Here is a 20,320-nt window from a genome sequence, read left to right as displayed (position 1 = left end):
AGCCCATTGTAATGCACGAGGGCCGCCCGGCATTGCCGAGCGGCCCCTCAGGACGTGCCCAATCCGCTAACTTACTTCTTCTTGGCGGTCTTCTTCTTCGCGCTCTTCTTCTTGGCCGGCATCAGGATTCACCTCCTCCCAGGTTGGATTCGGGTTCCCGGCTCACCCCGGCGTCGAATTCCCGCCGGGTCCGATCAGGCTTCGTACTTCATCCACCAGTGCGGTCAGGTCGAACGGCTTCTTGAGATATCGGTCCACCTTGAGCCGCCGTGCCTCCGACTTCACTTCCGGCGTCTCGTACGCGGTCATCAGAATGACCTTCGATCCCAGCGACTGCTCGCGGAGCCGCTTCACCATCGAGAGGCCGCTCTCGCGGGGAAGACGCACGTCCATCACGATCAGATCCATCGGCGTCGTGCCGAAGACGTGACGCTCGGCCTCTTCGGCCGAACCCGCTACGACCGTCGTGTACCCAGCCTCACGAAGCACAGTGGAGAGAGTGCGCGCCAAGAGTTGTTCGTCGTCCACGATGAGGACGGACTTGTGCAATCCACACCTCCCCCTCTCTGCGATCGTTTCATCGCTATTAGTTGATTGCAGGAACCAGGCCAATGCGCGCTCGCCGCCGCTTCGACGCGGACGCGCACATGCATCGCGCATGGCGCGCGACGGTTAGACGATCACCTTCATGCGCGACGCGAGGAACGCGCGGCGCGGCACGCGATCGCGCCACTGTCGGGGAAATGGACAGCTGAACGCGCGCGCGAAGCGCGCGCGAGACGTTCTACGAGGGAAAACGCGCGTGCTGTCGCGAAAGACGACATCCCAAGAAAGACAACAGATATCCTTCGCGATCGCAAAGCGATCGCGAAGAGGGTGAGGTGGGGGAAGGGGCTTTTCTTATTCCGTGGGAAAAAAAATCAGAGCGAGGACAACGAACCGCGCGTCGCGGCGATCCGCTTCAATCTTTCGATCAAGCTCTGGCGGGAAATGCCGAGGATGCGAGCGGCGTGCGAGCGGTTGCCCTGCGTCGACTCGAGCACCTTGAGGATGTGCTCCTGCTCCACCTCGGCGAGCGTCGGCATATCGCCCTCCCCTTCGCCGCGCGCGGCGAGCGCCTCGCGCAGCACGCGCGGGAGCGATTCCACCTGCGCCATCATCTCCGCCGGAAGATGGTCCTCGCGCAGCGTCTCGTCGTTCTCCAGGAGCACGATCCGCTCGAGAAGGTTCTTCAGCTCACGGACGTTCCCCGGCCAGCGATAGGCGCGGAAGATCCCCTCGACCTCGGGGCTGATGGAGACGAAGGACTTCCGGAACTTCTCGTTGTAGAACGAGAGGAAGTGCCGCGTCAGGAGCAGCACGTCGTCGCCGCGCTCGCGAAGCGGCGGGAGGAGGATCGAGACGACCTTGAGCCGGTAATAGAGGTCCTGCCGGAATTTCCCCGTCTGGACGAGCTGCTCGAGATCGCGGTTGGTGGCCGCGACGAGGCGCAGGTCCACCGCGAGGTCGGCCGAGCCGCCGACCCGCTTGAAGGTGCGGTCCTCGATGAAGCGGAGGAACTTGGCCTGCGTCGCGGCGGGCAGGTCGCCCACCTCGTCCAGGAAGAGGGTCCCCTCGTCGGCCAGCTCGACCAGTCCGCGCTTGGGCTCCCGCGCATCGGTGTACGCCCCGCGCTCGTGGCCGAAGAGCTCGTTCTCGAGGAGCTGCTCCTGGAACGAGGAGCAGTTCAGGGCGAGGAAGGGAGCGTCGCGCCTTCCGCTCTCGAAGTGGATGGCCCGCGCGACCAGCTCCTTGCCGGTGCCGCTCTCCCCTTCGATCAGCACGGTCGTGCTCTCGCTCTGCGCGACTTTCCCCGTCAGATCCCAGATCCGCCCCATGGCCGGCGACTCGCTCACGATCCGGGTCTTCAAGAAGGTCTCGAGCTCGCCGCGGCGGAAGGCGTCGAGCTGGGTCTCGCGCACGACGCCCGCCTTGAGGCGCTCCATCGCCAGGAGCACCTCTTCCATCTCGTAGGGCTTCTTGAGGAAATCGGTGGCGCCCCGGCGCATCGCCTCGACCGCGGTCGGCAGGTCGCCGAAGGCGGTGATCACGACCACCTTGAGGTCGGGGGCGAGCGACTTGAGCCGCGGCAGGAGGTCGAGGCCGCTCCCATCGGGAAGGCGGAGGTCCAGCACCAGCACGTGCGGCGGGTTCCGGCGCACCGAATCGAGCACCTCGGCCGCGGTCGCGACCGAGTCCACCTGGTAGCCCTCGGCCAGGAGCAGTTTGGTGAGCGACTTTCGAATCAGCTCTTCGTCGTCGGCGATCCGAACGCGCAGGATCACGTCAGGCCTTCTCCTCTTTGGATTCGCGGGACTCTCGGGACTCTCGGGACTCGCGCCCCTCCTTGGTCTCCCGCGGCTCCTCGGCGACCGGCGGCTCGGGCGGCGGCAGCGGCACCGGCAGGCTGAACCGGAACGTCGCGCCCTGGGTCAGGTTCCGCGCCGTCAGGTTGCCGCCATGCTCGCGCGCGATCTGGAGCGAGATCGAGAGCCCAAGGCCGGTGCCCATGGAGCGGGTGGTGAAGAAGGGATCGAAGATCTTCTCCTTCACCTCTTCGGAGATGCCGGGCCCCGAGTCGGTGATCGACACGTCTACGTACGCCTTCTTGTAGCGGGTCCGCCGGAGCCCGATGCTGGCCCGCAGCGTCCCCCCCTCGGGCATCGCCTGGATGGCGTTGATGACCAGGTTGAGCACCACCTGCTGCGCCATGTCCGGGTCCACGAGGACCTGGGGCACCGGCGGATCGGGATCCAGCTCGCGCTCCACCTCGACCGAGGCGTCCTCGAGGCGCCGGGCCAGGTTGTCGAGCACCTTCTCCACCACCTCGCGCAGGTCGGTCGGCACCGGGCGCGCCGCCTGCGGCCGGGCGAACAGGAGCAGGTCGGTGATGATCTGCTCGATCCGGTCCAGCTCCTTGAGCACGTCGTTCAGGTCCTCGCGGCGCGAATCCCCCGCGCGAAGCTTGGATGCGACGAACTGGACCGTGGTGCGCACGCCGGTGAGGGGGTTTCGGATCTCGTGCGCGACCCGAGCCGAGAGCTCGCCGAGGGAGATGAGCCGCTCCGTGTTCCGGAAGACCTCCTCTTCGGTGTCGGCGTCGACCAGGTCCTCGACGCGGATCAGGAGGGCGCCGCTGTCGCCGAGCGGGGTCGAGGTGTAGCGCATCAGCACCTCGCGATCGGCGACCGCTCCGCGCGTCTCGCGCGTGGAGCGCCCCTCGGCGCGGGCGCCGCGCTCGGGCAGGTACCACCGTTCCGTCTCGGGGTGGAAGACCTCGGAGAGAGGTTTTCCGGTCACCTCGTCGCGGTCCACGCCCCACCCGCGGGCGAGCGTCTCGTTCAGCGCGACGATGCGTCGGTCCTCGTCGAGGGCGAGGAGTCCGGTGTCGAGGGCGTCGAGCGCCTGAAGGAACAGCTCGCGCTCGATCTCAGGCGTTTCCAGCCGCGCCATGCCGCCCCCCCGCGGTGACCAGCGAACCCATTGAAGTCACGTTGCCTCGCGGTCCATCGGCCGTCAACCCAAATCGAGCGCACTTGCATGCGCCCCCGCCCGTTGCTACGCTTTTGCACCGATTCCCGGCATGACCGCGGCGCCGCCAGGGCGCCGTCCCTGTTTCCACCCCTGATTCGGATCGAGGTTTGGCGCCATGATGCAGTCCCTTCGCGACAATATGAAGCTGATCATCTGGATCACGGCCATCGTGTTCCTGGTCGGCTTCGGCATCCTCCAGCTCGGCGGCGTCTTCGGCACCCAGCCGACGCAGCAGCGCGGGCCCACGGGCATCGTGGCCGACATCAACGGCGAGCCGATCCGCTACGACGAGTACATGGGCACGGTGAACCAGATGACCCGCCAGCTCGAGCAGACCCGTCCCCTCCAGGCGGGCGAGGACGCCTACATTCGCGAGCAGGCGTGGCAGACCCTGGTCCGGAACAAGCTGCTCCAGCAGGAGGCGAAGCGGCGCCACCTGGAGGCGACGCCCGACGAGATCAAGATGGCGCTCCGCGTCGCGCCCCCCGAGTTCCTGGTGCAGGCCGGGACGTTCAAGGGCGCGAACGGGCAGTTCGACTACCGCAAGTACCTCGCCGAGCTGGACAACCCGAACTCGCAGATGCCGTGGGGCCAGGTGGAGGCGCTGGTCGCCGATCAGCTCCCGATCCAGAAGCTGCAAGAGCAGATCGTGGCGGGCGCCAAGGTCTCCGAGGGGGACGTCCGCGAGCGCTTCCTGCTCCAGAACGACAAGATCAAGTTCAAGGCGCTCCAGTTCATCCCCGACAGCTTCACGGTCGACACGTCGCGCATCGGCGGCGCCGACGTCGAGTCCTACTACAAGGCGCACCCGGACGAGTTCACGGGACCCGAAGAGGTGAAGGTCGCCGTGGTCCTGATCCCCCGGAAGCCCGACGCGACCGACTTCTCGACGGAGAAGGAGCGGCTCCGCGCGGTGCTCGACATGGCGCGCGCCCAGCCCGACTCGTTCCCGTCGCTCGCGCGGTCGTACTCCGAGATCCAGAGCGCCAGCCGCGGCGGCGACCCCGGGTCGGAGCCCTTCTTCGACGAGATGCGGCCGATCTTCCGGCGCGGGCTCCAGAACCTCCAGGCCGGGCAGATCACCGACATCCTTCAGGAGGAGCGTTCCCTCCACATTTTCAAGGTCGAGAAGCGCTGGGTCGATCCCGCCACCAAGCGGGAGAAGATCAAATACCGCGAGATCGCCGTCCGCGTCGAGCCGGGCTCGAACGCGGTGCGCGCGGCGCGCGAGCTGGCCCAGAAGGCCGAAAAGGACGCGAAGCGCTCGGGGCTGGAGGCGGTCGCGACCCGCATGGGGACGCGGACCTTCACGTCCGAGTACTTCGCCTACGGCCAGAGCGGCAACGACGTGCTCCAGCGCTTCCCCGAGATCGAGACCTGGATGTTCCGCTCCAAGCCGGGCGCGGTCTCGTCGATCGTGCCGACCGAGAACGGCTACTTCATCTTCCAGGTGGTGGATCATCGGCCCGCCGGGCTGCGCCCGCTGAACCGCGTGGAGGCGGAGGCCAAGGCGAGGCTGGTCCGTTCGCTCCGGATGCAGCGCGCGAAGGAGGCGGCGGAGCAGGCTCGCGCCGCCCTGGCCGGCGGGACCCCCGAGGCGCAGGTCGCCGCGCAGCTCCACGGCCGCATCGCCGACGTGCCCGAAGCCACCCGAAACGGCTACCTGTCGACGGTGGGCGGGCGCGAGCCGCGCGTCATCGGCGCCATCTTCGCCATGCAGCCGGGCGCGCCTTGGTCGGCCCCGCTCGTGGGCGAGAACGGGGTCTACGTGGCGCAGGTCGAGACCCACATGGCGCCCAGCGAAGACGATTTCCGCAAGCAGGAGGGGCAGGTCCGGGACCAGCTCCTGAACGAGCGGCGGCAGCTGATCTTCGTGGAGTGGATGCAGGACCTCCGCCGCAAGGCGAAGATCAAGGACTACCGCGAGCAGTACTTCGAGGTCTGAGCGCTGCCGGGCGGCGGAGCCTGACGCTCCGCCGCCCCGGTCGGCGCTACCGGTTCGATCCCCGCTTCGAGCTTCCGCCCCGCGCCGAGGTTCCGCTCCCCGTCTCGGCTTCCATCGCCTCGACGTTGATCGACCGCTCGGCGATCTGGGTCAGCAGGTCATCGGTCCGCTTCTCCTCGCCCAGGGTCTCCTCCAGGAGCCGGGCGGCCCGCTCGTTTCCGAGCAGGCCGGCATACGTCTTGAGGCATCCGTACGCCGCCATCTCGTAGTGCTCCACCCGCTGCGCCGCGGCGATCAGGCCGGCGTCCAGCACCTCCTCGTCCACGTCCTCGTTCAGAAGCTCCTTGGCCTCCTCGATCAACCCCTCCATGCCCATGCACTTTTTTCCCGTGGGGTTCTTGCCGAGGTCTTTGAAGATCTGCTCCAGCCGGTCCACGTGCTTCTCGGTCTCGCGCAGGTGGGTGTCGAAGGCCTCCTTCAGCTCTTCGTTCCCGGCCGCCTTGGACATGCGCGGCAGCGCCCGAACGATCTGCTTCTCCGCGTTGTAGACGTCCTTGAGCTGATCTACGAACAATTTTTCCAGGCTGTCGATCTGCATGGCTCACCTCTCCGCTGTGATCAGTGCTTGCGCACGTCGTTTCCGAAACGGCTCATGCGGTGAGGTGCAACGCGCATGCCACGGCATTCCACGGCCCGCTCCTCCGCCTGCAGCTCCCGGTTGATCGCCACGGCGGCCTTGGCCCCCTCGGCCGCCGCGACCACCACGAACTGGACGTCCCAGGAGGCATCCCCCGCCACGTAGACGCCGGGGACGTTGGTGCGCTCCCGGCGGTTGGTGCGGATCGCGGCCTTGAGGGTGAGCCGGCAACCCAGCTGGACGGCGAGATCGCAGCTCTGCTCGTTGCCGGCGGAGAAGAAGAGGGCGTCCCGCTCCAGGGGGGCGCGTCCGCGCAGGAGCACGCGACGGAGCCGCCCCCCCGACCCCTCGAGGCCGGTCACGCGGTTCCGGATCACCTCCACGTTTCGGGCCCGGAGCTCGGCCAGCTCCGCCGGGGTGAGCCGGCTGGCCCCGTCGGTGAGCAGGACCACGTCGCGGCTCCAGGTCAGGAGGGCGTGGGCGAGCGCCGCGCCGGAGACGCCGCGGCCGTAGCAGGCCAGGCGGCGATCCCGCCACTCCCAGCCGTCGCAGTAAGGGCAGTGGTGGACGCTGGTTCCGTAGAAGGATTCGAGGCCGGGGATGGCGGGGATCCGGTCGATGACCCCGGTGGCGAGAAGGACCTTCTTGGCGGAAACGGGACGTCCCCGCCGGAGCGAAACCTGGAACGCGGTGTTCCCCCCGCGCGTCCCCACGGGGACGATGCGGGTCACTTCGTCACGTCGAATCGAGACGCCGTAAGCGAGCGCCTCCCGGCGCCCCACCTCGAGGAGCGCCGCGGGAGGAAACCCGTCGCGGCTCAGATAGCCGTGCATCCGGCGGGACGCCGCGTTGCGGTAGCGTCCGTGATCGAAGAGGATCACGCGCCGGCGGGCCCGCCCCAGAACCAGGGCGGCGCTCAGCCCGGCGGGGCCCCCGCCGACGATGACGACGTCCACCTCGCGGCCCGGTGCCGCCACGGCCGCGAGTCGCCCCTCAGACCTTCCGGTCCTCGACGGTCGCCTCGCGCGGAGTCGCGGCGGGAGGCGGCGGCGGAGCGGGCGCGGGCTTGTCGCTCACCTGCAGCTCGTTCTCCACATCGCGCATCCCCTTCTTGAACTCCTGGATGCCGCGGCCGACCGAGCGGCCGATTTCCGGGATCCGCTTCGCGCCGAAGATCAGGAGCACGATCAGGAACAGCCAGAACAGCTCCTGGGGTCCGATGTTGAACATGGTTTGCGTTCGCCTCTCCGAGCCGGGTCGAGCCGGGCTCCGTGGGGGTCATGGCGCCTGCGTGAAGCGCCGCGCGTCGCGGCCCACGATGACCGTGACGTCGATCATCTCCTGGGAAGACTGCTGCTGGATGACGTGGCGCGTTCCCAGGTACTCCGCCACGATCTTCGCCGGCTCCGGTGCTTCGGTCCGGTTCACGACCAGGGTCGTCCGATAATCCGAGCGATCCGCGTTCGACACTTCCAGCACGTCGAAACCGCCGTCGCGGAGGTACGAAGCCAGCTCGCCCGCGAGTCCGGCCCGTCCGCTTCCGTTCAAGAGCTCGATCCGGATCGGCTGCTTCGGCCGGCTGGTCACCTGCGGGCCGACCCGGAGCGCCACCGAGACCGCGCAGAAGGCGATGAGCACGAACAGCCCCACGATGGTGAAATCGAGCGCCGGGCTCCCGGCCTTCCCCTTCGATCCCATCGCTTGTCTTCCGGCTCAGCGGGCGCGGGGCCGCGGCCGCGCGCGCTTCGCCGGAGCGTCGAGGCGCTTCCGCAGGCGCCGGTACGTCCGGTCGAGCGCCTCCGGAAGAACCTTCGTTTCCGCGAGCACCGGCATGAAGTTCGTGTCTCCGTTCCACCGGGGCACGACGTGCCAGTGCAGGTGACCCAGGACGCCAGCCCCCGAGACGCGGCCCAGGTTGGCTCCGAGATTGAACCCGTGCGGGCGATACTCGCGCTTCAGGGCGTCCACGACGCGACCCAGCCAGAGGTTCACGTCGGCGGCCTCCTCCATGTTCAACCCCGCCGGGGAACCCAGGTGCCTGCGCGGCGCCACCATCACATGCCCTACATTGTACGGGTACAGGTTCAGCATGACGAGCGTGAGCGGGGTAGACGCAAGGACCAGGTTCCCGCCCCTCTTCTTCCCGGCCCCGGCATCGCAGAAGAGGCACGATCCCTTGGCCTTGCGCCCCGGCCGTTTCGCCGGCGCCACGTACTCCATCCGCCAGCCGGCCCAGAGCCGCTCCATTACCCCTCCCCCCACGCCCGCAGCGTCTCCTCGACCATCCGGAGCTGGTCGGGCGTGTTCACACCGAAGCACTCGCGCGGATCCGCCGCGCGCTCGATGCCGACCTTGCGGCCCGCCCGGCTCAGGATGGCGAGGGTGTCGGTCAGATAGTACTCCTTCTGGGCATTGTCGGCGCGCAGCCGCCCCAGCGCCTCGCGCAGGGGCTCCTTCTCGAAAACATAGATTCCGGAATTCACCTCGCGCACGGCCCGCTCGGCCGGCGTCGCGTCCTTTTCCTCGACGATCTTCACGAAGGCCCCCGCGGCGTCGCGGATCACGCGGCCATAGCCCGCCGGGTCCTCCAGCTCGGCCGACAGCACGGTGACGGCGTTTCCCTCCGCCGCCTGGCGCGCGAGAAGACGCCGGAGCGATTCGGTCCGGACGAGCGGCATGTCCCCCGCGAGGATCAGCACGTGGGGGGCGCCGGGCGCGGCCTCGTCCCACGCCACCTGCACCGCGTGTCCCGTGCCGAGCTGCGGCGCCTGCGTCACGAATCGGACCGCGTGGCCGCGCAGCGCCTGGCGCACCAGCTCTTCCCGGTGCCCCACCACGACGACCACGCGGTCGGGGCGGAGCGGTGCCAGGCGCGCGAGGACGTGGCCGATGAGCGGCGTGCCCAGCGCGGGATGGAGCACCTTGGGGAGATCGGAGTTCATCCGCTTCCCCATGCCGGCGGCGAGGAGGAGCGCGGTGAACGGCGGCAGGGCGTCGGGCGCGGGCATGGGCGGTGATCCTAGGGGGTCACGGCGAGGTTGTCGATGAGCCTCGTCCGGCCGATGCGGACGGCGGCGATGAGGAGCGCGCGGCGGTCCAGCCGGCGGAGGGGCTCGAAGGTGCGCGGGTCCACCAGGGCCAGGTAGTCCACCCCGTCGGGAGCGGCCTCGCGACGAAGCGCCGCGCGCGCCGCCGCGACGATGCGGCCCCCGTCCCGGGCTCCGGCCCGCGCCTCGTCGCGTCCGGCGCGAAGGGCGCGCGAGAGCCCGGCCGCCCGTACGCGCTCCCCGAGACTCAGGTAGGCGTTCCGCGAAGAGAGCGCGAGCCCGTCCCGCTCCCGGACCGTGGGGGCGACCCGCAGCGTCGCCGGGCTGTCGAGGTCGCGCATCATGGCGCCCACCAGGGCGGCCTGCTGCGCGTCCTTCTGCCCCAGGATGAGCGTGTCGGGCTCCACGATCTGGAGGAGCTTCATCACCACGGTGAGCACGCCGGTGAAATGCCCCGGGCGCGCCGCCCCCTCCCATCGCGCCGCCAGCGGTCCCGGCACGACGCGCGTCTCGGCCCCGGGCGGATAGAGCGCGCGCACCGAAGGAAGGAAGAGCCAGTCCACCTTGGCCTCGCGGCAGAGCCGCGTGTCGCGCGCGAGAGGGCGCGGGTAGCGCGCGAAGTCCTCGCGCGGGCCGAACTGGAGCGGGTTGACGAAGACGCTCGCGGCGACGCGGCGGTGCGTGCGGCGCGCCAGGCGGATCAGCGAGAGGTGCCCCTCGTGGAGCGCACCCATCGTGGGCACGAACGCGATCGTCTCCCTGCGGGAGCGGGCGCGGCGCGAGAGAGCGCGCATCGCGGCCGCGCTCCTTACGATTTGCACGCGGGCTTCTCGGGGGTTTCGGACGCGGGCGCCGCCTTGGGGCCGGCGGCGGAATCGGTCGCCGGCGCCGCGGACTTCGCCGGATCGGGCGCCGCGGCGTAGGTCTCCTCGGGGCTCGGATAGCGGCCCGCGCGCACGTCGTCGCGGAACGACGCGACCGCGCCCCGGATCGCGTCCCCCACCTGGGCGTAGCGCCGCACGAACTTCGCGGGCTTCCCGAACGACAGCCCGACCAGGTCGTGGATCACGAGCACCTGACCGTCGCACTCGGCTCCGGCGCCGATCCCGATGGTCGGGATCGTGAGCGCCCGCGAGATCTCGGCGCCCAGCTCGCGCGGAATCCCCTCGAGCACGATCGCGAAGACGCCGGCGCGCTCGAGCGCACGCGCGTCCTCGAGGAGGGCCCCGGCCGCGTCGGCGCCGCGCGCCTGCACGCGATAGCCGCCGAAGGCGTGCACCGACTGGGGGGTGAGCCCCAGGTGTCCGAGCACCGGGATGTCGGCGGCGAGGATCGCCTCGATCTGCGGCAGGACGCGCCGCCCCCCCTCCAGCTTCACCCCCTCGGCGCCGCGCTTCACGAAGCGCGCGCTGTTGCGCACCGCGTCCTCGGGGCCGGCCTGGAACGAAGCGAAAGGCAGGTCGGCGATCACGAGCGCCCGGGGCTGGGCGCGCATCACCGCCTTCAGATGGTGCGACATCTCGGCCATCGTGACCGGGATGGTGGATTCGTAGCCCAGCACCACCATGCCGAGGGAGTCGCCCACCAGGATCAGGTCCACCCCCGCCTCGTCGGCGAGCCGGGCGGTCGGATAGTCGTAAGCGGTCACGGAAACGATCCGCTCGCCCCGCGCCTTCATCTCGCGGATGGAGCGGACGGTGACCTTGGGACGCTCGAAGGCGCGATCGTCGCGGGAGGTGCCGGCGCTCATGGATTTCCGCTGGGGCTCAAGTAGGCGACCCCTTCCGTGTGGCTCTCGATCCGCGCGACCAGCTCCTCGAGATCCGCCCGGCGGTCGACGAAGTTCATCTCGTTCGTGTTCACGACCAGGAGCGGCGAATCCCGATAGTGGAAGAAGAAGTAATTGTACGCTTCCGCCAGGGTGGCCGTGTACTTGGGATCCATGATCCGCTCGTACGCGCGCCCGCGCTGCTGGATGCGGCTCCAGATCACCTCGGGGGAGGCCTGCAGGTAGACGACCAGGCTCGGCATCGGAAGGTCGCGCTCCAGCACCGGCGCGATCTTGTCGTAGAGCGCCAGCTCGCGATCGCTCAGGTTCAGGTTCGCGAAGATCCGGTCCTTCTGGAACATGTAGTCGCTCACGACCGCGTCGTGGAACAGGTCGGGCTGGTTCAGGTCGCGCAGCTCCTGGTAGCGGCTCACCAGGAAGAACATCTGCGTCGCGAAGGCGTGCCGCCGCGGGTCCTTGTAGAAGTCCTCCAGGAACGGGTTCTCCTCGGGCTCCTCCAGGAGGAGCCGCGCCTGGAGCCGCTCGGCCAGGAGCCGCGCGAGCGAGGTCTTCCCCACCCCGATCACGCCTTCGACGGCGATGTAGCGCCCCGGGCCGGGCTGCGTCCCGCCGGTCAGTACCAGAAACGACCCAGCTTTCGGACGGGAGGATTGGGCGGGAGCTTCTGGATCATGCGGCGCACCGTCTCGCCCGTGACCGGGTGGCGGAAGTTCGGATCCAGCTCCAGCAGCGGATAGAGGACGAACGCGCGGCGGTGGGCCTCGGGATGGGGCACTTGAAGATCGGGCTCCTCGATCAGCTCGTCGTCGTAGAAGAGCAGGTCGAGATCGATCGAGCGCGGCCCCCAGCGCTTGGAGCGCACGCGCCCCATCCGCTTCTCGATCAGGAGCATCTGCCAGAGGAGCTCCCTCGGGGAGAGCTCGGTCTCGATCCACGCCACCGCGTTCAGGAAGGGCGGCTGCTCGGTCTCGCCCACCGGCTCCGTGTCGTAGAGGGAGGAGACGCCCGAGACGTTGGTCTGCGGGAGCTGCCGGAGCGACTCCACCGCCTTCCGGATCAGGAACTCGCGGTCGCCCAGATTCGACCCGATGCCGACGTAGACGCGGCGCATCATCGGGCGCGCTCCACTTCCACCTCGGGGCACCCCGAGAAGTCGGCCACCGGGATGTGCATCTTCCGAAGCCGCACCCGCACGCGCGGCGGGTCGAACTCGGCCAGGAGGGCGAGCGCCACCTCTTCGGCCAGCGTCTCGAGCAGGCGGCAGCGCGCCATCGCGATCTGCCCGCGGACCAGGCGCGACAGCTCTTCGTAGTCCACGAACGCGTCCAGCGAATCGGGGCGTCGCTCCCGCTCCCGGGCGTAGGCGATCTCGACGTCCGCCTCGAGCCGTTGCCCCAGGTCGCGCTCCTTCTGGGTCACGCCCAGGTGGCCGTAGGCCTGGATGCCGCGGAGACGGAGCCAGTCGAACCCGGCGCCCATCGCATCGGAGCCGCGCGTCCCAAGGCTCGCGCGGTTGGCGCGGGTCCGCCCGGCGCTAGCGGATCGCGGCCGACGGGGAGGCATCCCGGGTCCTCCAGGGCGTGAGCGCCCCGAGCTTGCCGATCGCGCGGCGAATCGCGTCGACGGGCGACGTGAGCGCCACGCGGAAGTAGCCCTCGCCTCCCTCGCCGAATCCCGTGCCCGGCGTGAGCAGCACGCCGGTTCCCTCGAAGACGCGCCCCGCGAAATCGATCGCGCTCTCCCCCTCGGGCACGCGGCCCCAGACGAAGAACGCCCCGCCGGGCGTCGGAACCGGGCAGCCGAGCGCACGGAGCCCGTCGAGCGCGGCGTCGCGCCGCTCGCGATAGACGGCGCGCAGCGCGGGGCCGTGCGCGGAGAGGCCGGCCAGTCCCCAGGCGGCCGCGACCTGGATCGCCTGCGGCGCGCCGGAATCCACGTTCGCCTTGAAGCGCGCGAGGAGATCGATCAGCGCGGGGGCGCCGGCGGCGAAGCCGATCCGCCAGCCGGTCATGTTGAAGGTCTTGGAGAAGGAGTGGAACTCGATCGCCCGCTCGCGCGCCCCGGGAACGCTCAGGATGCTGGGGGGCGGCTCGTCGTAGTAGAGCTCGCTGTAGGCCGCATCGCTCGCGACGATCAGGTCGCGCTTGGCCGCCCAGGCCACCAGCTCCTCGTAGAAGGCGCGAGGAGCCGTCGCGCCGGTCGGGTTGTTCGGGTAGTTCACCCAGACGATGCGCGTGTGCGACGTGACGCGGCGGTCCAGCTCCCGGATCTCGGGGACGAAGCCCGCCGACTCGCGAAGCGGGTAGCGCACCGCGGTCGCGCCCGCGAACACCGTCCCCGCGGCGTAGACCGGATAGCCCGGATCGGGCACCAGCGCCTCGTCCCCCGGGTTCAGGAGCGCGAGCGGAAGGTGCCCGATCCCCTCCTTGGAGCCGAGCAATATCCCCAGCTCGCGCCGGGGATCGAGCGTGACGCCGAAGCGCGCGCCGAACCACGCCGCGATCTCCGCGCGCGCGGAGGGCATCCCGGCGCTGGTCGGATAGCGGTGGTTCCTGGGATCGCGTGCGGCCTCGGCCATCTTCTCGAGGATCGGCGCGGGCGTCGGAAGGTCGGGATCTCCGATCGAGAGGTCGATGACCTCCCTTCCGGCGGCCTCGGCCTCGGCGCGCTTCCGTTCCAGCTCGGCGAAGAGATAGCGAGGAAGCGCGGCAAGGCGCTCGCTCGGTTCGGTGCGGGGCATGGAGTGACGGTATCGGGGATCGGGGGGAGAATCAAGGGGCCGTCCGGTTCCATCGGGATTTGAGAACTCGCCCCGGGGCGAGTTCCGAGGCGCGCGAGGCTAGACCTGGCCGGGAGCCGGCGGATCGATCACGACCATCACCTCTTCTTCGAGCGTGATGCCGTTCGCCTCTTCCACGCGGCGCTTCATCTCCCGCGCGACGCGGAGCACTTCCTGGGCGGAGGCGCCGCCCTTGTTCACGATGTAGTTCGCATGGTAGGCGTGCACGCCCGCGCCGCCGTCGTGGATCTCCTTCGCGCCCGCGGCTTCCAGGAGCTGCCCGGCGGCGATCTTCGTGCCGTCGGGAAGCACGGGATTCTTGAAGAAGCAGCCGGCGGTGTGCAGTCCCTTCTCCTTCCGCCGCGCGCGCTGCGCGGCGTGCTGCCCCATGATCCGGTCCATCTCCGCGCGGTCGCCCGGCGCGAGCGCAAAATCGCAATCGACGACGATGCTCGTGTTCGTCTTGAGGTTGCTGTGCCGGTAGGCGAACCCCAGCTCCGCGGGGGTGCGGTCCACGAGCGTGGTCCCCTCGAGCAGCCGGATCCGCGTCACGATCTCCCCGACCGAGCGGCCGAACGCGCCCGCGTTCCCGCGGATGGCGCCTCCCACCGTGCCGGGAATGTCGATCGCGAACTCCAGGCCGGTGAGCGCGTGCTCCCGCGCCGCCTCGACCACCTCGCCCAGGTCGCAGCCCGCGCCCGCCGTGATGCGGGTTCCGGCCACGCGGAGGTGCTCGATCCGGTTCACGATGACGAGCCCGCGGAAGCCGGTGTCGCCCACGAGAAGGTTCGAGCCGCCGCCGATCAACAGCCAGCGCATCCCCGAGCCGACCGCGCTCTTCACGACCTCCTGCAGCGCCTTTTCGGTATAGACCTCGGCGAGCACGTCCGCCGGTCCGCCGATCCCGAACGTGGTGTAGGGGGCGATCGCGGCGCCCCGCTGGATGACGAGCTGTTCCCGGTCGAGGACCGGTGCGGCGAAGGTCACGAAATCGCTCCCATGGGTAAGGGGCGCCCCGCCGCGGAGAAGCGTCTCAGAGCGAAGCGGGCGTACCGTCTGCATTATCGGCTGCCGGCGTGAAATTCTGAAGCGAGTTCATCGATCCTACCCCAGAAGAGGCTCCTCCATTCCGGATGCCCCACGATCGGCCCGTCGATTTCCGCTCTCACCCGGCGGCCTCCGGCCCTCATTTTGATTGCACGAATATCGATCTTAGCCTAGCCTAACGCGATGTTTCCCTTGACGCGCTCGCGGCAGGACTACCTCAAGGCGCTCTACGCCCTCTCGCTCGGGGGCGAGCCCGTGGCCACGTCGCGGCTGGCCCGCCGGCTGGGGGTCTCCGCGCCCTCGGTCACCAACATGCTCTCGCGGCTCGCCTCGGAGCGGCTGGTGGACTACGCGCCGCGCGCCGGCGCCAGCCTGACGACCCGCGGAAAGCGGGAGGCGCTGGACATCGTGCGGCGCCATCGCATTCTCGAGACCTTCCTGGTCCGGGTCCTGGGCTTCGACTGGTCCGAGGTCCACGAAGACGCCGAGGTGCTCGAGCACCACGTGAGCGATCGCGTGCTGCTCGCGATCGACCGCCTCATCGGACACCCGGAGGAAGACCCCCATGGCCACCCCATCCCGGACCGTAGGGGGAGGATCAGCCGGAGGCGGCTGGCCCCGCTCGCCGCGGTGGCCCCGGGCAAGGAGGTCCGCGTGCGCGAGATCCGGGATTCGGACGCCGGCCGCCTCGCGCGATGGAAGGAGCTGGGGCTGGTCCCGGGGGCGCGGGTCAAGGTCCGTGACGTGCGCGCCTGGGACGGGGTGATGGAGCTGGAGGTGGCCGGCCGGCCGGTCGTGGTCGGTCGGTCCGCGCTCGAGGGCATCCTGGTCGAGCCCATGCGGAGGACGTCCCGTGGAGCTTGACCGGGACCACCGCTCGCTGCACGAAGTGCACCGCACCGTCGCGGTGCCGGCGCGCGCGAGCTGGCTGCGCCGGCTCTTGGCCTTCTCCGGGCCCGCCTACCTCGTCAGCGTCGGCTACATGGACCCGGGCAACTGGGCCACCGACCTGGCCGGCGGAGCGCGGTTCGGCTACCAGCTCATCTGGGTTCTGCTCGCCAGCAACCTGATCGCCGTGCTGCTCCAGGCGCTCTCCGCCCGTCTCGGCGTCGTCACCGGCAAGGACCTCGCGCAGGAGTGCCGGTCCGCCTACCCCCGCGTCCTGACGATCCCGCTCTGGATCCTGGCCGAGATCGCGATCGTGGCCTGCGATCTCGCCGAGGTGCTGGGAGCCGCGGTCGCGCTGAAGCTGCTCTTCCATTTCCCGCTCCTCTGGGGCGTGCTCATCACCGCGCTCGACGTGCTCCTTCTGCTCACCCTGCAGCGGATGGGGATGCGGCGTCTCGAGGCCCTGATCCTGGTCCTCATCGGGACGATGGGATTCTGCTTCGCGGTGGAGATCGCCCTGTCCCGGCCCGACCTGGCCCAGGTGCTGCGCCACCTCGTGCCCCGCGGTCCGGACGGCCAGCCGTCGCTGTTCCAGCACGATCCCGCGCTCGGATGGTCGGTGCTCGGACTGCGCGGCGACTCGCTCTACATCGCCATCGGAATCCTCGGCGCCACCGTCATGCCCCACAACCTCTACCTGCACAGCGCGCTGGTGCAGAGCCGCGTCGTCGCCCAGACGACGGAGGGCAAGCGCGAGGCCGTCCGGATGAACGCCATCGACTCGGCCGTCGCCCTGAACCTGGCATTCTTCGTGAACGCCGCGATTCTGGTGGTCTCGGCCGCGGTGTTCCACTTCTCGGGACACCAGGACGTGGCCCGGATCGAGGACGCCTACCGGCTGCTGGCGCCCCTGCTGGGGACGACCTTCGCCTCGGTCCTCTTTGCCGTGGCGCTGCTCTCGTCAGGCCAGTCGAGCACGATCACCGGGACGCTCGCCGGGCAGGTCGTCATGGAGGGATTCCTACGGCTTCGCATCCAGCCGTGGCTGCGGCGCCTGATCAGCCGCGGCCTGGCGATCATCCCCGCCGCCCTCGTCATCGGGCTGCACGGCGAGAACGCCGTGGACTCGCTCCTCGTGCTGTCGCAGGTAGTGCTGAGCCTCCAGCTCTCCTTCGCGGTGATCCCGCTGGTCGCGTTCACGAGCGACCGCCGGCGCATGGGCGAGCTGGCCAATCCGCTGTGGATGGTCGTGCTGGGATGGCTGGCCGCGTTCTTCATCGCGGCCCTGAACGCCAAGCTCGTCGGCGACATCGTGACGAGCTGGTATGCGTCCACGCACGGTGCCTGGTGGATCTCGGTGCTCGTGGTGCCGGCGATCATCGTGATCGCGGGCCTGCTCCTGCTGATCACGGCGATGCCGCTCGTCCAGCGCCTGGCGCCGCGCCTGGCGAGCCGGCTGGCGCCGTCGGGCGGCCTCGGAACGGCGATCCCGATCACCGCGACCCACGTCCGCCCCGGCCCGCGCACCATCGTGGAGACCGGTCCGCGCCGGGTGGCGCTCGCGCTCGAGCTGGGCCGGGCGGATGCGGCGATGATCGAACACTTCCGCGGGATGGCGCTCCCGGCCGACGCCACGGTCGCCCTCATGCACGTGGCCGAGAGCGCCGCCAGCCGCTACCTCGGGCCGGAGTCCCTCGATGAGGAGAGCCGCGAGGATCTGGCCGCGCTCGAGCAGCTGGCGGCGGAGCTCCGGCGGACCGGCCTCCGGGTGGAGGTCATGCTCGGGAACGGCGACGTGAAGTCCGAGCTCGCGCGGCTCATCACCGAGTGGAAGGCGGACCTCGTCGTCACCGGCTCGCACGGGCACCGCTGGCTCGGCGACCTGTTCCTGGGAGCGACCACCTCCGGCCTCCGGCATCGCGTCCAGTGCCCCGTGCTCACGATCCGGGCAAGGCCCCGGCAGCGCTGACGGGCTCTCCGGACGGTTCGCAACAAGACGGCCCCGCGGAGGGATCCCCACGGGGCCGTCGCACGTTGATGGTCGAAGCGGCTATTCCATCCCGCCGCCCATGGGCGGCGCCTTCTCCTCTTCCGGAATGTCGGTGACGATCGCCTCGGTCGTGAGCAGGAGCGACGCGATGCTGGCCGCGTGCTGCAGCGCGGAGCGGACCACCTTCGTGGGGTCCACGATGCCGGCCGCCACCATGTCCACGAACTCGCCCGTGGCCGCGTTGTAGCCGCGCGCTCCCTTGTCCGCCTTGATCTTCTCCACGATCACCGAGCCCTCGGCGCCCGCGTTGAACGCGATCTGCTTCGCCGGGATCTCGAGCGCCTGGGCGACGATGTCGATGCCGTGCTTCTCGTCGCCGGTCGCCTCCAGCTTCCGCACCGCGGCCTGGGCCCGCAGCAACGCGACGCCTCCGCCGGGTACGATTCCCTCCTCCACGGCCGACTTCGTGGCCGCGAGGGCGTCCTCGACGCGCGCCTTCTTCTCCTTCAGCTCGAACTCCGTCGCGGCGCCGATGTGCAGCACGGCCACGCCGCCCGAGAGCTTGGCCAGGCGCTCCTGGAGCTTCTCCTTGTCGTAGTCGGAGGTCGAGTCCTCGATCTCCTTGCGGATCTGGTCCACGCGCGCCTTGATGTCGGCCTTCTTCCCCGCGCCCTCGATGATCGTGGTGTCGTCCTTGTCGATCACGATGCGCTTGGCCTTGCCGAGGTCGGCCAGGGTTGCGTTCTCCAGCTTGTAGCCCGCCTCCTCGGTGATGAGACGGCCGCCGGTCAGCACCGCGACGTCCTCGAGCATGGCGCGCCGACGGTCGCCGAAGCCCGGCGCCTTCACCGCCGCCACGTTCAGGATGCCGCGCAGCTTGTTCACGACGAGGGTGGCGAGCGCCTCCCCTTCCAGGTCCTCGGCGATGATCAGGAGCGGGCGGCCCGTCTGCGCCACCTTCTCGAGGATCGGGAGGATGTCCTTGATCGAGGAGATCTTCTTGTCGTGGATCAGGACCTGCGCGTCCTCCAGCGTCACTTCCATCCGCTCGGGATCGGTGACGAAGTAAGGCGAGAGGTAGCCGCGGTCGAACTGCAGCCCTTCCACGATGTCGCGGGAGGTGTCGAGGCTCTTCGCCTCCTCGACCGTGATGACGCCGTCCTTCCCCACCTTGTCCATCGCGTCGGCGATGAGCGATCCGATCTCGGCGTCGTTGTTGGCGGAGATGGTCGCGACCTGCGCGATCTCCTCCTGGGTCTTGATCGCCTTGGACTGGCGCTTCAGGTCGCCGATGATCGCCTGGACGGCGCGGTCGATGCCGCGCTTCAGGAACATGGGATTTGCGCCCGCCGCCACGTGCCGGATCCCGTACTGGACGATCGCCTGCGTGAGCACGGTGGCGGTGGTGGTGCCGTCGCCCGAGACGTCCTGCGTCTTGGTCGCGACCTCCTTCACCATCTGCGCCCCCATGTTCTCGTAGGGGTTCTCCAGCTCGATCTCTTTCGCGATCGTCACGCCGTCGTTCGTCACCGTCGGCGAGCCGAATTTCTTGTCGAGGACGACGTTTCGTCCCTTGGGGCCCAGCGTGACCTTGACCGTGTTCGCGAGCTTGTCCACGCCGCGCTGGAGCGCGTCGCGGGCCGCCGCGTCGAAGAGAAGCTGCTTCGCCATGTGGTTCCGTTCCTCCTTGCCGCATGCCCCCCAAGGGCTGCGAGTTTTGGCACTAAGGTACTGAGAGTGCTAACGGGGAGAGGGTAGCGGAGTCTGGAATTCTCCTCAATAGGGTTGACCGGTCGGCCGATCTGTTATAACGTAAGTGATAACAAAGGAGGCCCCATGATCAAGGTCAAAGTACGCAAGGTTGGTAATTCCCTTGGACTTACGCTGCCTTCCGAAGCCGTGCAGGCCCTGCGCGTGCGCGAGGGGGACCAACTGTATCTGACGGAAGCACCTGATGGCTACCGTCTGACACCCTACGATCCCGAGTTCGAGGAGCCGATGGAGGCGGCCGAGGAATTCATGGCTCAGTATCGAAACGCCCTCCGTGAGCTCGCAAAGTAAGGGCGAGCCCCGCTGGGTCTCGAAGAAGGCGGCCCTCGCGATCTGCGAGCGCCTTCTCGCCGAACATGGTGGGGCCTGGGGTATTCGTGACGAAGGCTCGCTCGAGGCGGCGCTCGCTGCGCCTCGGAACCATTTCTATTACTCGGGGCCGGACCTCTTCACCTTGGCAGCCGTCCACGCCCATGCCGTCACGAGGAATCGTCCCTTCCTGGACGGAAACAAGCGAGTCGCACTGACGCTCGCCGGCGTATTCCTCAAGATCAACGGATTGCGCCTACTCGCGAGTGAGCGCGACGCGGTCGCTGCCACGTTTGCCCTTTCGAATCGAGAGATCGGTTTCGAGGAGTTCGCCGCGTGGCTCCGGGACAATTCCAAGAAAGTACCCGTGCGTCGCAAACCGGGCCGATGAGCCCGTCCCGTCTTGTCGATCTCAGCCATGACGTCGAGCACGGCATGATCACGTACAAGGGCCTCCCCGCGCCGATCGTCTGCGATTTCCTGAGCCGCGAGGCCTCGCGCGCGATCTATGCGCCCGGGACCGAGTTTCACATCGGGAAGATCGAG

Annotated in this window: 23 protein-coding genes; 6 read left to right on the top strand and 17 right to left on the bottom strand. The window is 69.2% G+C overall.

The features are described from left to right. Window positions 1-162: 162 nt before the first annotated feature. The 3 genes from VE326_04125 to VE326_04115 all read right to left on the bottom strand — a co-directional run bounded on the left by VE326_04125 (window position 163) and on the right by VE326_04115 (window position 3,492). Window positions 163-660, bottom strand: coding sequence for a response regulator (locus tag VE326_04125; GenBank protein ID HYJ32384.1), 498 nt, complete (start codon window positions 658-660; stop codon window positions 163-165). 260 nt (window positions 661-920) lie between these two features. Then, complete coding sequence (locus tag VE326_04120) at window positions 921-2,324, bottom strand: sigma-54 dependent transcriptional regulator (protein HYJ32383.1); 1,404 nt, start codon at window positions 2,322-2,324, stop codon at window positions 921-923. 1 nt (window position 2,325) lies between these two features. Then, a complete protein-coding gene (locus tag VE326_04115) occupies window positions 2,326-3,492 on the bottom strand; it encodes an ATP-binding protein (protein HYJ32382.1) in 1,167 nt (388 codons plus the stop codon). Between the two features lie 196 nt (window positions 3,493-3,688). On the opposite strand from VE326_04115, the gene VE326_04110 reads away from it, so the two are divergent. Continuing rightward, complete coding sequence (locus VE326_04110; protein HYJ32381.1) at window positions 3,689-5,518, top strand: SurA N-terminal domain-containing protein; 1,830 nt, start codon at window positions 3,689-3,691, stop codon at window positions 5,516-5,518. Between the two features lie 46 nt (window positions 5,519-5,564). Here the strand turns inward: VE326_04110 and VE326_04105 are convergent, their stop codons facing one another. The 13 genes from VE326_04105 to murB form a co-directional block, all read right to left on the bottom strand. Beyond that, window positions 5,565-6,116 carry a ferritin-like domain-containing protein gene (locus VE326_04105; GenBank protein HYJ32380.1) on the bottom strand — a complete coding sequence of 184 codons (552 nt, stop codon included), beginning with the start codon at window positions 6,114-6,116 and terminating at the stop codon, window positions 5,565-5,567. Between the two features lie 20 nt (window positions 6,117-6,136). Beyond that, entirely contained in the window at window positions 6,137-7,132 is a 996-nt protein-coding gene (locus tag VE326_04100) for an NAD(P)/FAD-dependent oxidoreductase (GenBank protein HYJ32379.1), read from the bottom strand. 16 nt (window positions 7,133-7,148) lie between these two features. Further along, window positions 7,149-7,385, bottom strand: a complete 237-nt coding sequence (locus tag VE326_04095) for a twin-arginine translocase TatA/TatE family subunit (protein HYJ32378.1) — start codon at window positions 7,383-7,385, stop codon at window positions 7,149-7,151. A gap of 48 nt (window positions 7,386-7,433) precedes the next feature. Next, window positions 7,434-7,853, bottom strand: coding sequence for a LytR C-terminal domain-containing protein (locus tag VE326_04090; protein HYJ32377.1), 420 nt, complete (start codon window positions 7,851-7,853; stop codon window positions 7,434-7,436). Window positions 7,854-7,868: 15 nt separating this feature from the next. Continuing rightward, the gene (locus tag VE326_04085; protein HYJ32376.1) at window positions 7,869-8,402 is read right to left on the bottom strand and encodes an HIT domain-containing protein; all 534 of its coding nucleotides are present in this window, start codon (window positions 8,400-8,402) and stop codon (window positions 7,869-7,871) included. Then, window positions 8,402-9,163 (bottom strand): NTP transferase domain-containing protein, encoded by a 762-nt coding sequence (locus tag VE326_04080; protein HYJ32375.1) that lies wholly within the window; start codon window positions 9,161-9,163, stop codon window positions 8,402-8,404. Before VE326_04080 ends, VE326_04085 begins: the two co-directional genes overlap by 1 nt. An 11-nt stretch (window positions 9,164-9,174) precedes the next feature. Further along, window positions 9,175-9,996 (bottom strand): pantoate--beta-alanine ligase, encoded by an 822-nt coding sequence (gene panC / locus VE326_04075; protein HYJ32374.1) that lies wholly within the window; start codon window positions 9,994-9,996, stop codon window positions 9,175-9,177. A 14-nt stretch (window positions 9,997-10,010) separates the two neighbouring features. After that, entirely contained in the window at window positions 10,011-10,952 is a 942-nt protein-coding gene (panB, locus tag VE326_04070) for a 3-methyl-2-oxobutanoate hydroxymethyltransferase (protein HYJ32373.1), read from the bottom strand. Next, complete coding sequence (locus tag VE326_04065) at window positions 10,949-11,572, bottom strand: deoxynucleoside kinase (protein ID HYJ32372.1); 624 nt, start codon at window positions 11,570-11,572, stop codon at window positions 10,949-10,951. The genes panB and VE326_04065 overlap by 4 nt, the downstream gene beginning before the upstream one ends. 32 nt (window positions 11,573-11,604) lie before the next feature. Beyond that, the gene (gene folK, locus VE326_04060; protein ID HYJ32371.1) at window positions 11,605-12,105 is read right to left on the bottom strand and encodes a 2-amino-4-hydroxy-6-hydroxymethyldihydropteridine diphosphokinase; all 501 of its coding nucleotides are present in this window, start codon (window positions 12,103-12,105) and stop codon (window positions 11,605-11,607) included. After that, the gene (locus VE326_04055; protein HYJ32370.1) at window positions 12,102-12,470 is read right to left on the bottom strand and encodes a dihydroneopterin aldolase; all 369 of its coding nucleotides are present in this window, start codon (window positions 12,468-12,470) and stop codon (window positions 12,102-12,104) included. The genes folK and VE326_04055 overlap by 4 nt, the downstream gene beginning before the upstream one ends. A 55-nt stretch (window positions 12,471-12,525) precedes the next feature. After that, window positions 12,526-13,731 (bottom strand): aminotransferase class I/II-fold pyridoxal phosphate-dependent enzyme, encoded by a 1,206-nt coding sequence (locus VE326_04050; protein HYJ32369.1) that lies wholly within the window; start codon window positions 13,729-13,731, stop codon window positions 12,526-12,528. 99 nt (window positions 13,732-13,830) lie between these two features. Next, complete coding sequence (murB, locus tag VE326_04045) at window positions 13,831-14,757, bottom strand: UDP-N-acetylmuramate dehydrogenase (GenBank protein HYJ32368.1); 927 nt, start codon at window positions 14,755-14,757, stop codon at window positions 13,831-13,833. Window positions 14,758-15,000: 243 nt separating this feature from the next. Here murB and VE326_04040 point away from each other — a divergent pair, with 243 nt between their 5' ends. Together VE326_04040 and VE326_04035 are read left to right on the top strand one after the other, a co-directional pair. Further along, complete coding sequence (locus VE326_04040; protein ID HYJ32367.1) at window positions 15,001-15,681, top strand: metal-dependent transcriptional regulator; 681 nt, start codon at window positions 15,001-15,003, stop codon at window positions 15,679-15,681. Further along, window positions 15,671-17,674, top strand: a complete 2,004-nt coding sequence (locus tag VE326_04035) for an Nramp family divalent metal transporter (GenBank protein ID HYJ32366.1) — start codon at window positions 15,671-15,673, stop codon at window positions 17,672-17,674. Before VE326_04040 ends, VE326_04035 begins: the two co-directional genes overlap by 11 nt. 81 nt (window positions 17,675-17,755) lie before the next feature. Here the strand turns inward: VE326_04035 and groL are convergent, their stop codons facing one another. Next, the gene (gene groL / locus VE326_04030; GenBank protein HYJ32365.1) at window positions 17,756-19,366 is read right to left on the bottom strand and encodes a chaperonin GroEL; all 1,611 of its coding nucleotides are present in this window, start codon (window positions 19,364-19,366) and stop codon (window positions 17,756-17,758) included. Window positions 19,367-19,531: 165 nt separating this feature from the next. On the opposite strand from groL, the gene VE326_04025 reads away from it, so the two are divergent. The 3 genes from VE326_04025 to VE326_04015 all read left to right on the top strand — a co-directional run. After that, complete coding sequence (locus tag VE326_04025) at window positions 19,532-19,756, top strand: AbrB/MazE/SpoVT family DNA-binding domain-containing protein (GenBank protein HYJ32364.1); 225 nt, start codon at window positions 19,532-19,534, stop codon at window positions 19,754-19,756. After that, on the top strand, window positions 19,740-20,165 hold the full coding sequence (locus VE326_04020) for a type II toxin-antitoxin system death-on-curing family toxin (GenBank protein ID HYJ32363.1): 426 nt from the start codon (window positions 19,740-19,742) through the stop codon (window positions 20,163-20,165). The genes VE326_04025 and VE326_04020 overlap by 17 nt, the downstream gene beginning before the upstream one ends. Next, window positions 20,162-20,320: cyclase family protein (locus tag VE326_04015; protein ID HYJ32362.1), on the top strand; the 159-nt coding region annotated here is incomplete at its 3' end. The genes VE326_04020 and VE326_04015, both read left to right, overlap by 4 nt.

Source organism: Candidatus Binatia bacterium (genome assembly GCA_035631035.1).
Lineage (GTDB): Bacteria > Eisenbacteria > RBG-16-71-46 > SZUA-252 > SZUA-252 > DASQJL01.
The sequence above is the reverse complement of the archived record's forward strand: the minus strand, read 5'-3'. Positions and strand labels throughout refer to the sequence as shown.

Bases quoted from the DNA above. Each gene is read 5' to 3' on its own strand.
- VE326_04110 (HYJ32381.1), top strand. From the start codon at position 3,689: ATGATGCAGTCCCTTCGCGACAATATGAAGCTGATCATCTGGATCACG.
- folK (HYJ32371.1), bottom strand. From the start codon at position 12,105: ATGATGCGCCGCGTCTACGTCGGCATCGGGTCGAATCTGGGCGACCGC.
- VE326_04085 (HYJ32376.1), bottom strand. From the start codon at position 8,402: ATGGAGCGGCTCTGGGCCGGCTGGCGGATGGAGTACGTGGCGCCGGCG.
- VE326_04090 (HYJ32377.1), bottom strand. From the start codon at position 7,853: ATGGGATCGAAGGGGAAGGCCGGGAGCCCGGCGCTCGATTTCACCATC.
- VE326_04025 (HYJ32364.1), top strand. From the start codon at position 19,532: ATGATCAAGGTCAAAGTACGCAAGGTTGGTAATTCCCTTGGACTTACG.
- VE326_04080 (HYJ32375.1), bottom strand. From the start codon at position 9,163: ATGCCCGCGCCCGACGCCCTGCCGCCGTTCACCGCGCTCCTCCTCGCC.
- VE326_04105 (HYJ32380.1), bottom strand. From the start codon at position 6,116: ATGCAGATCGACAGCCTGGAAAAATTGTTCGTAGATCAGCTCAAGGAC.
- panB (HYJ32373.1), bottom strand. From the start codon at position 10,952: ATGAGCGCCGGCACCTCCCGCGACGATCGCGCCTTCGAGCGTCCCAAG.
- VE326_04125 (HYJ32384.1), bottom strand. From the start codon at position 660: ATGCGCGATGCATGTGCGCGTCCGCGTCGAAGCGGCGGCGAGCGCGCA.
- panC (HYJ32374.1), bottom strand. From the start codon at position 9,996: ATGCGCGCTCTCTCGCGCCGCGCCCGCTCCCGCAGGGAGACGATCGCG.
- VE326_04040 (HYJ32367.1), top strand. From the start codon at position 15,001: ATGTTTCCCTTGACGCGCTCGCGGCAGGACTACCTCAAGGCGCTCTAC.
- VE326_04095 (HYJ32378.1), bottom strand. From the start codon at position 7,385: ATGTTCAACATCGGACCCCAGGAGCTGTTCTGGCTGTTCCTGATCGTG.
- VE326_04115 (HYJ32382.1), bottom strand. From the start codon at position 3,492: ATGGCGCGGCTGGAAACGCCTGAGATCGAGCGCGAGCTGTTCCTTCAG.
- VE326_04050 (HYJ32369.1), bottom strand. From the start codon at position 13,731: ATGCCCCGCACCGAACCGAGCGAGCGCCTTGCCGCGCTTCCTCGCTAT.
- groL (HYJ32365.1), bottom strand. From the start codon at position 19,366: ATGGCGAAGCAGCTTCTCTTCGACGCGGCGGCCCGCGACGCGCTCCAG.
- VE326_04055 (HYJ32370.1), bottom strand. From the start codon at position 12,470: ATGGGCGCCGGGTTCGACTGGCTCCGTCTCCGCGGCATCCAGGCCTAC.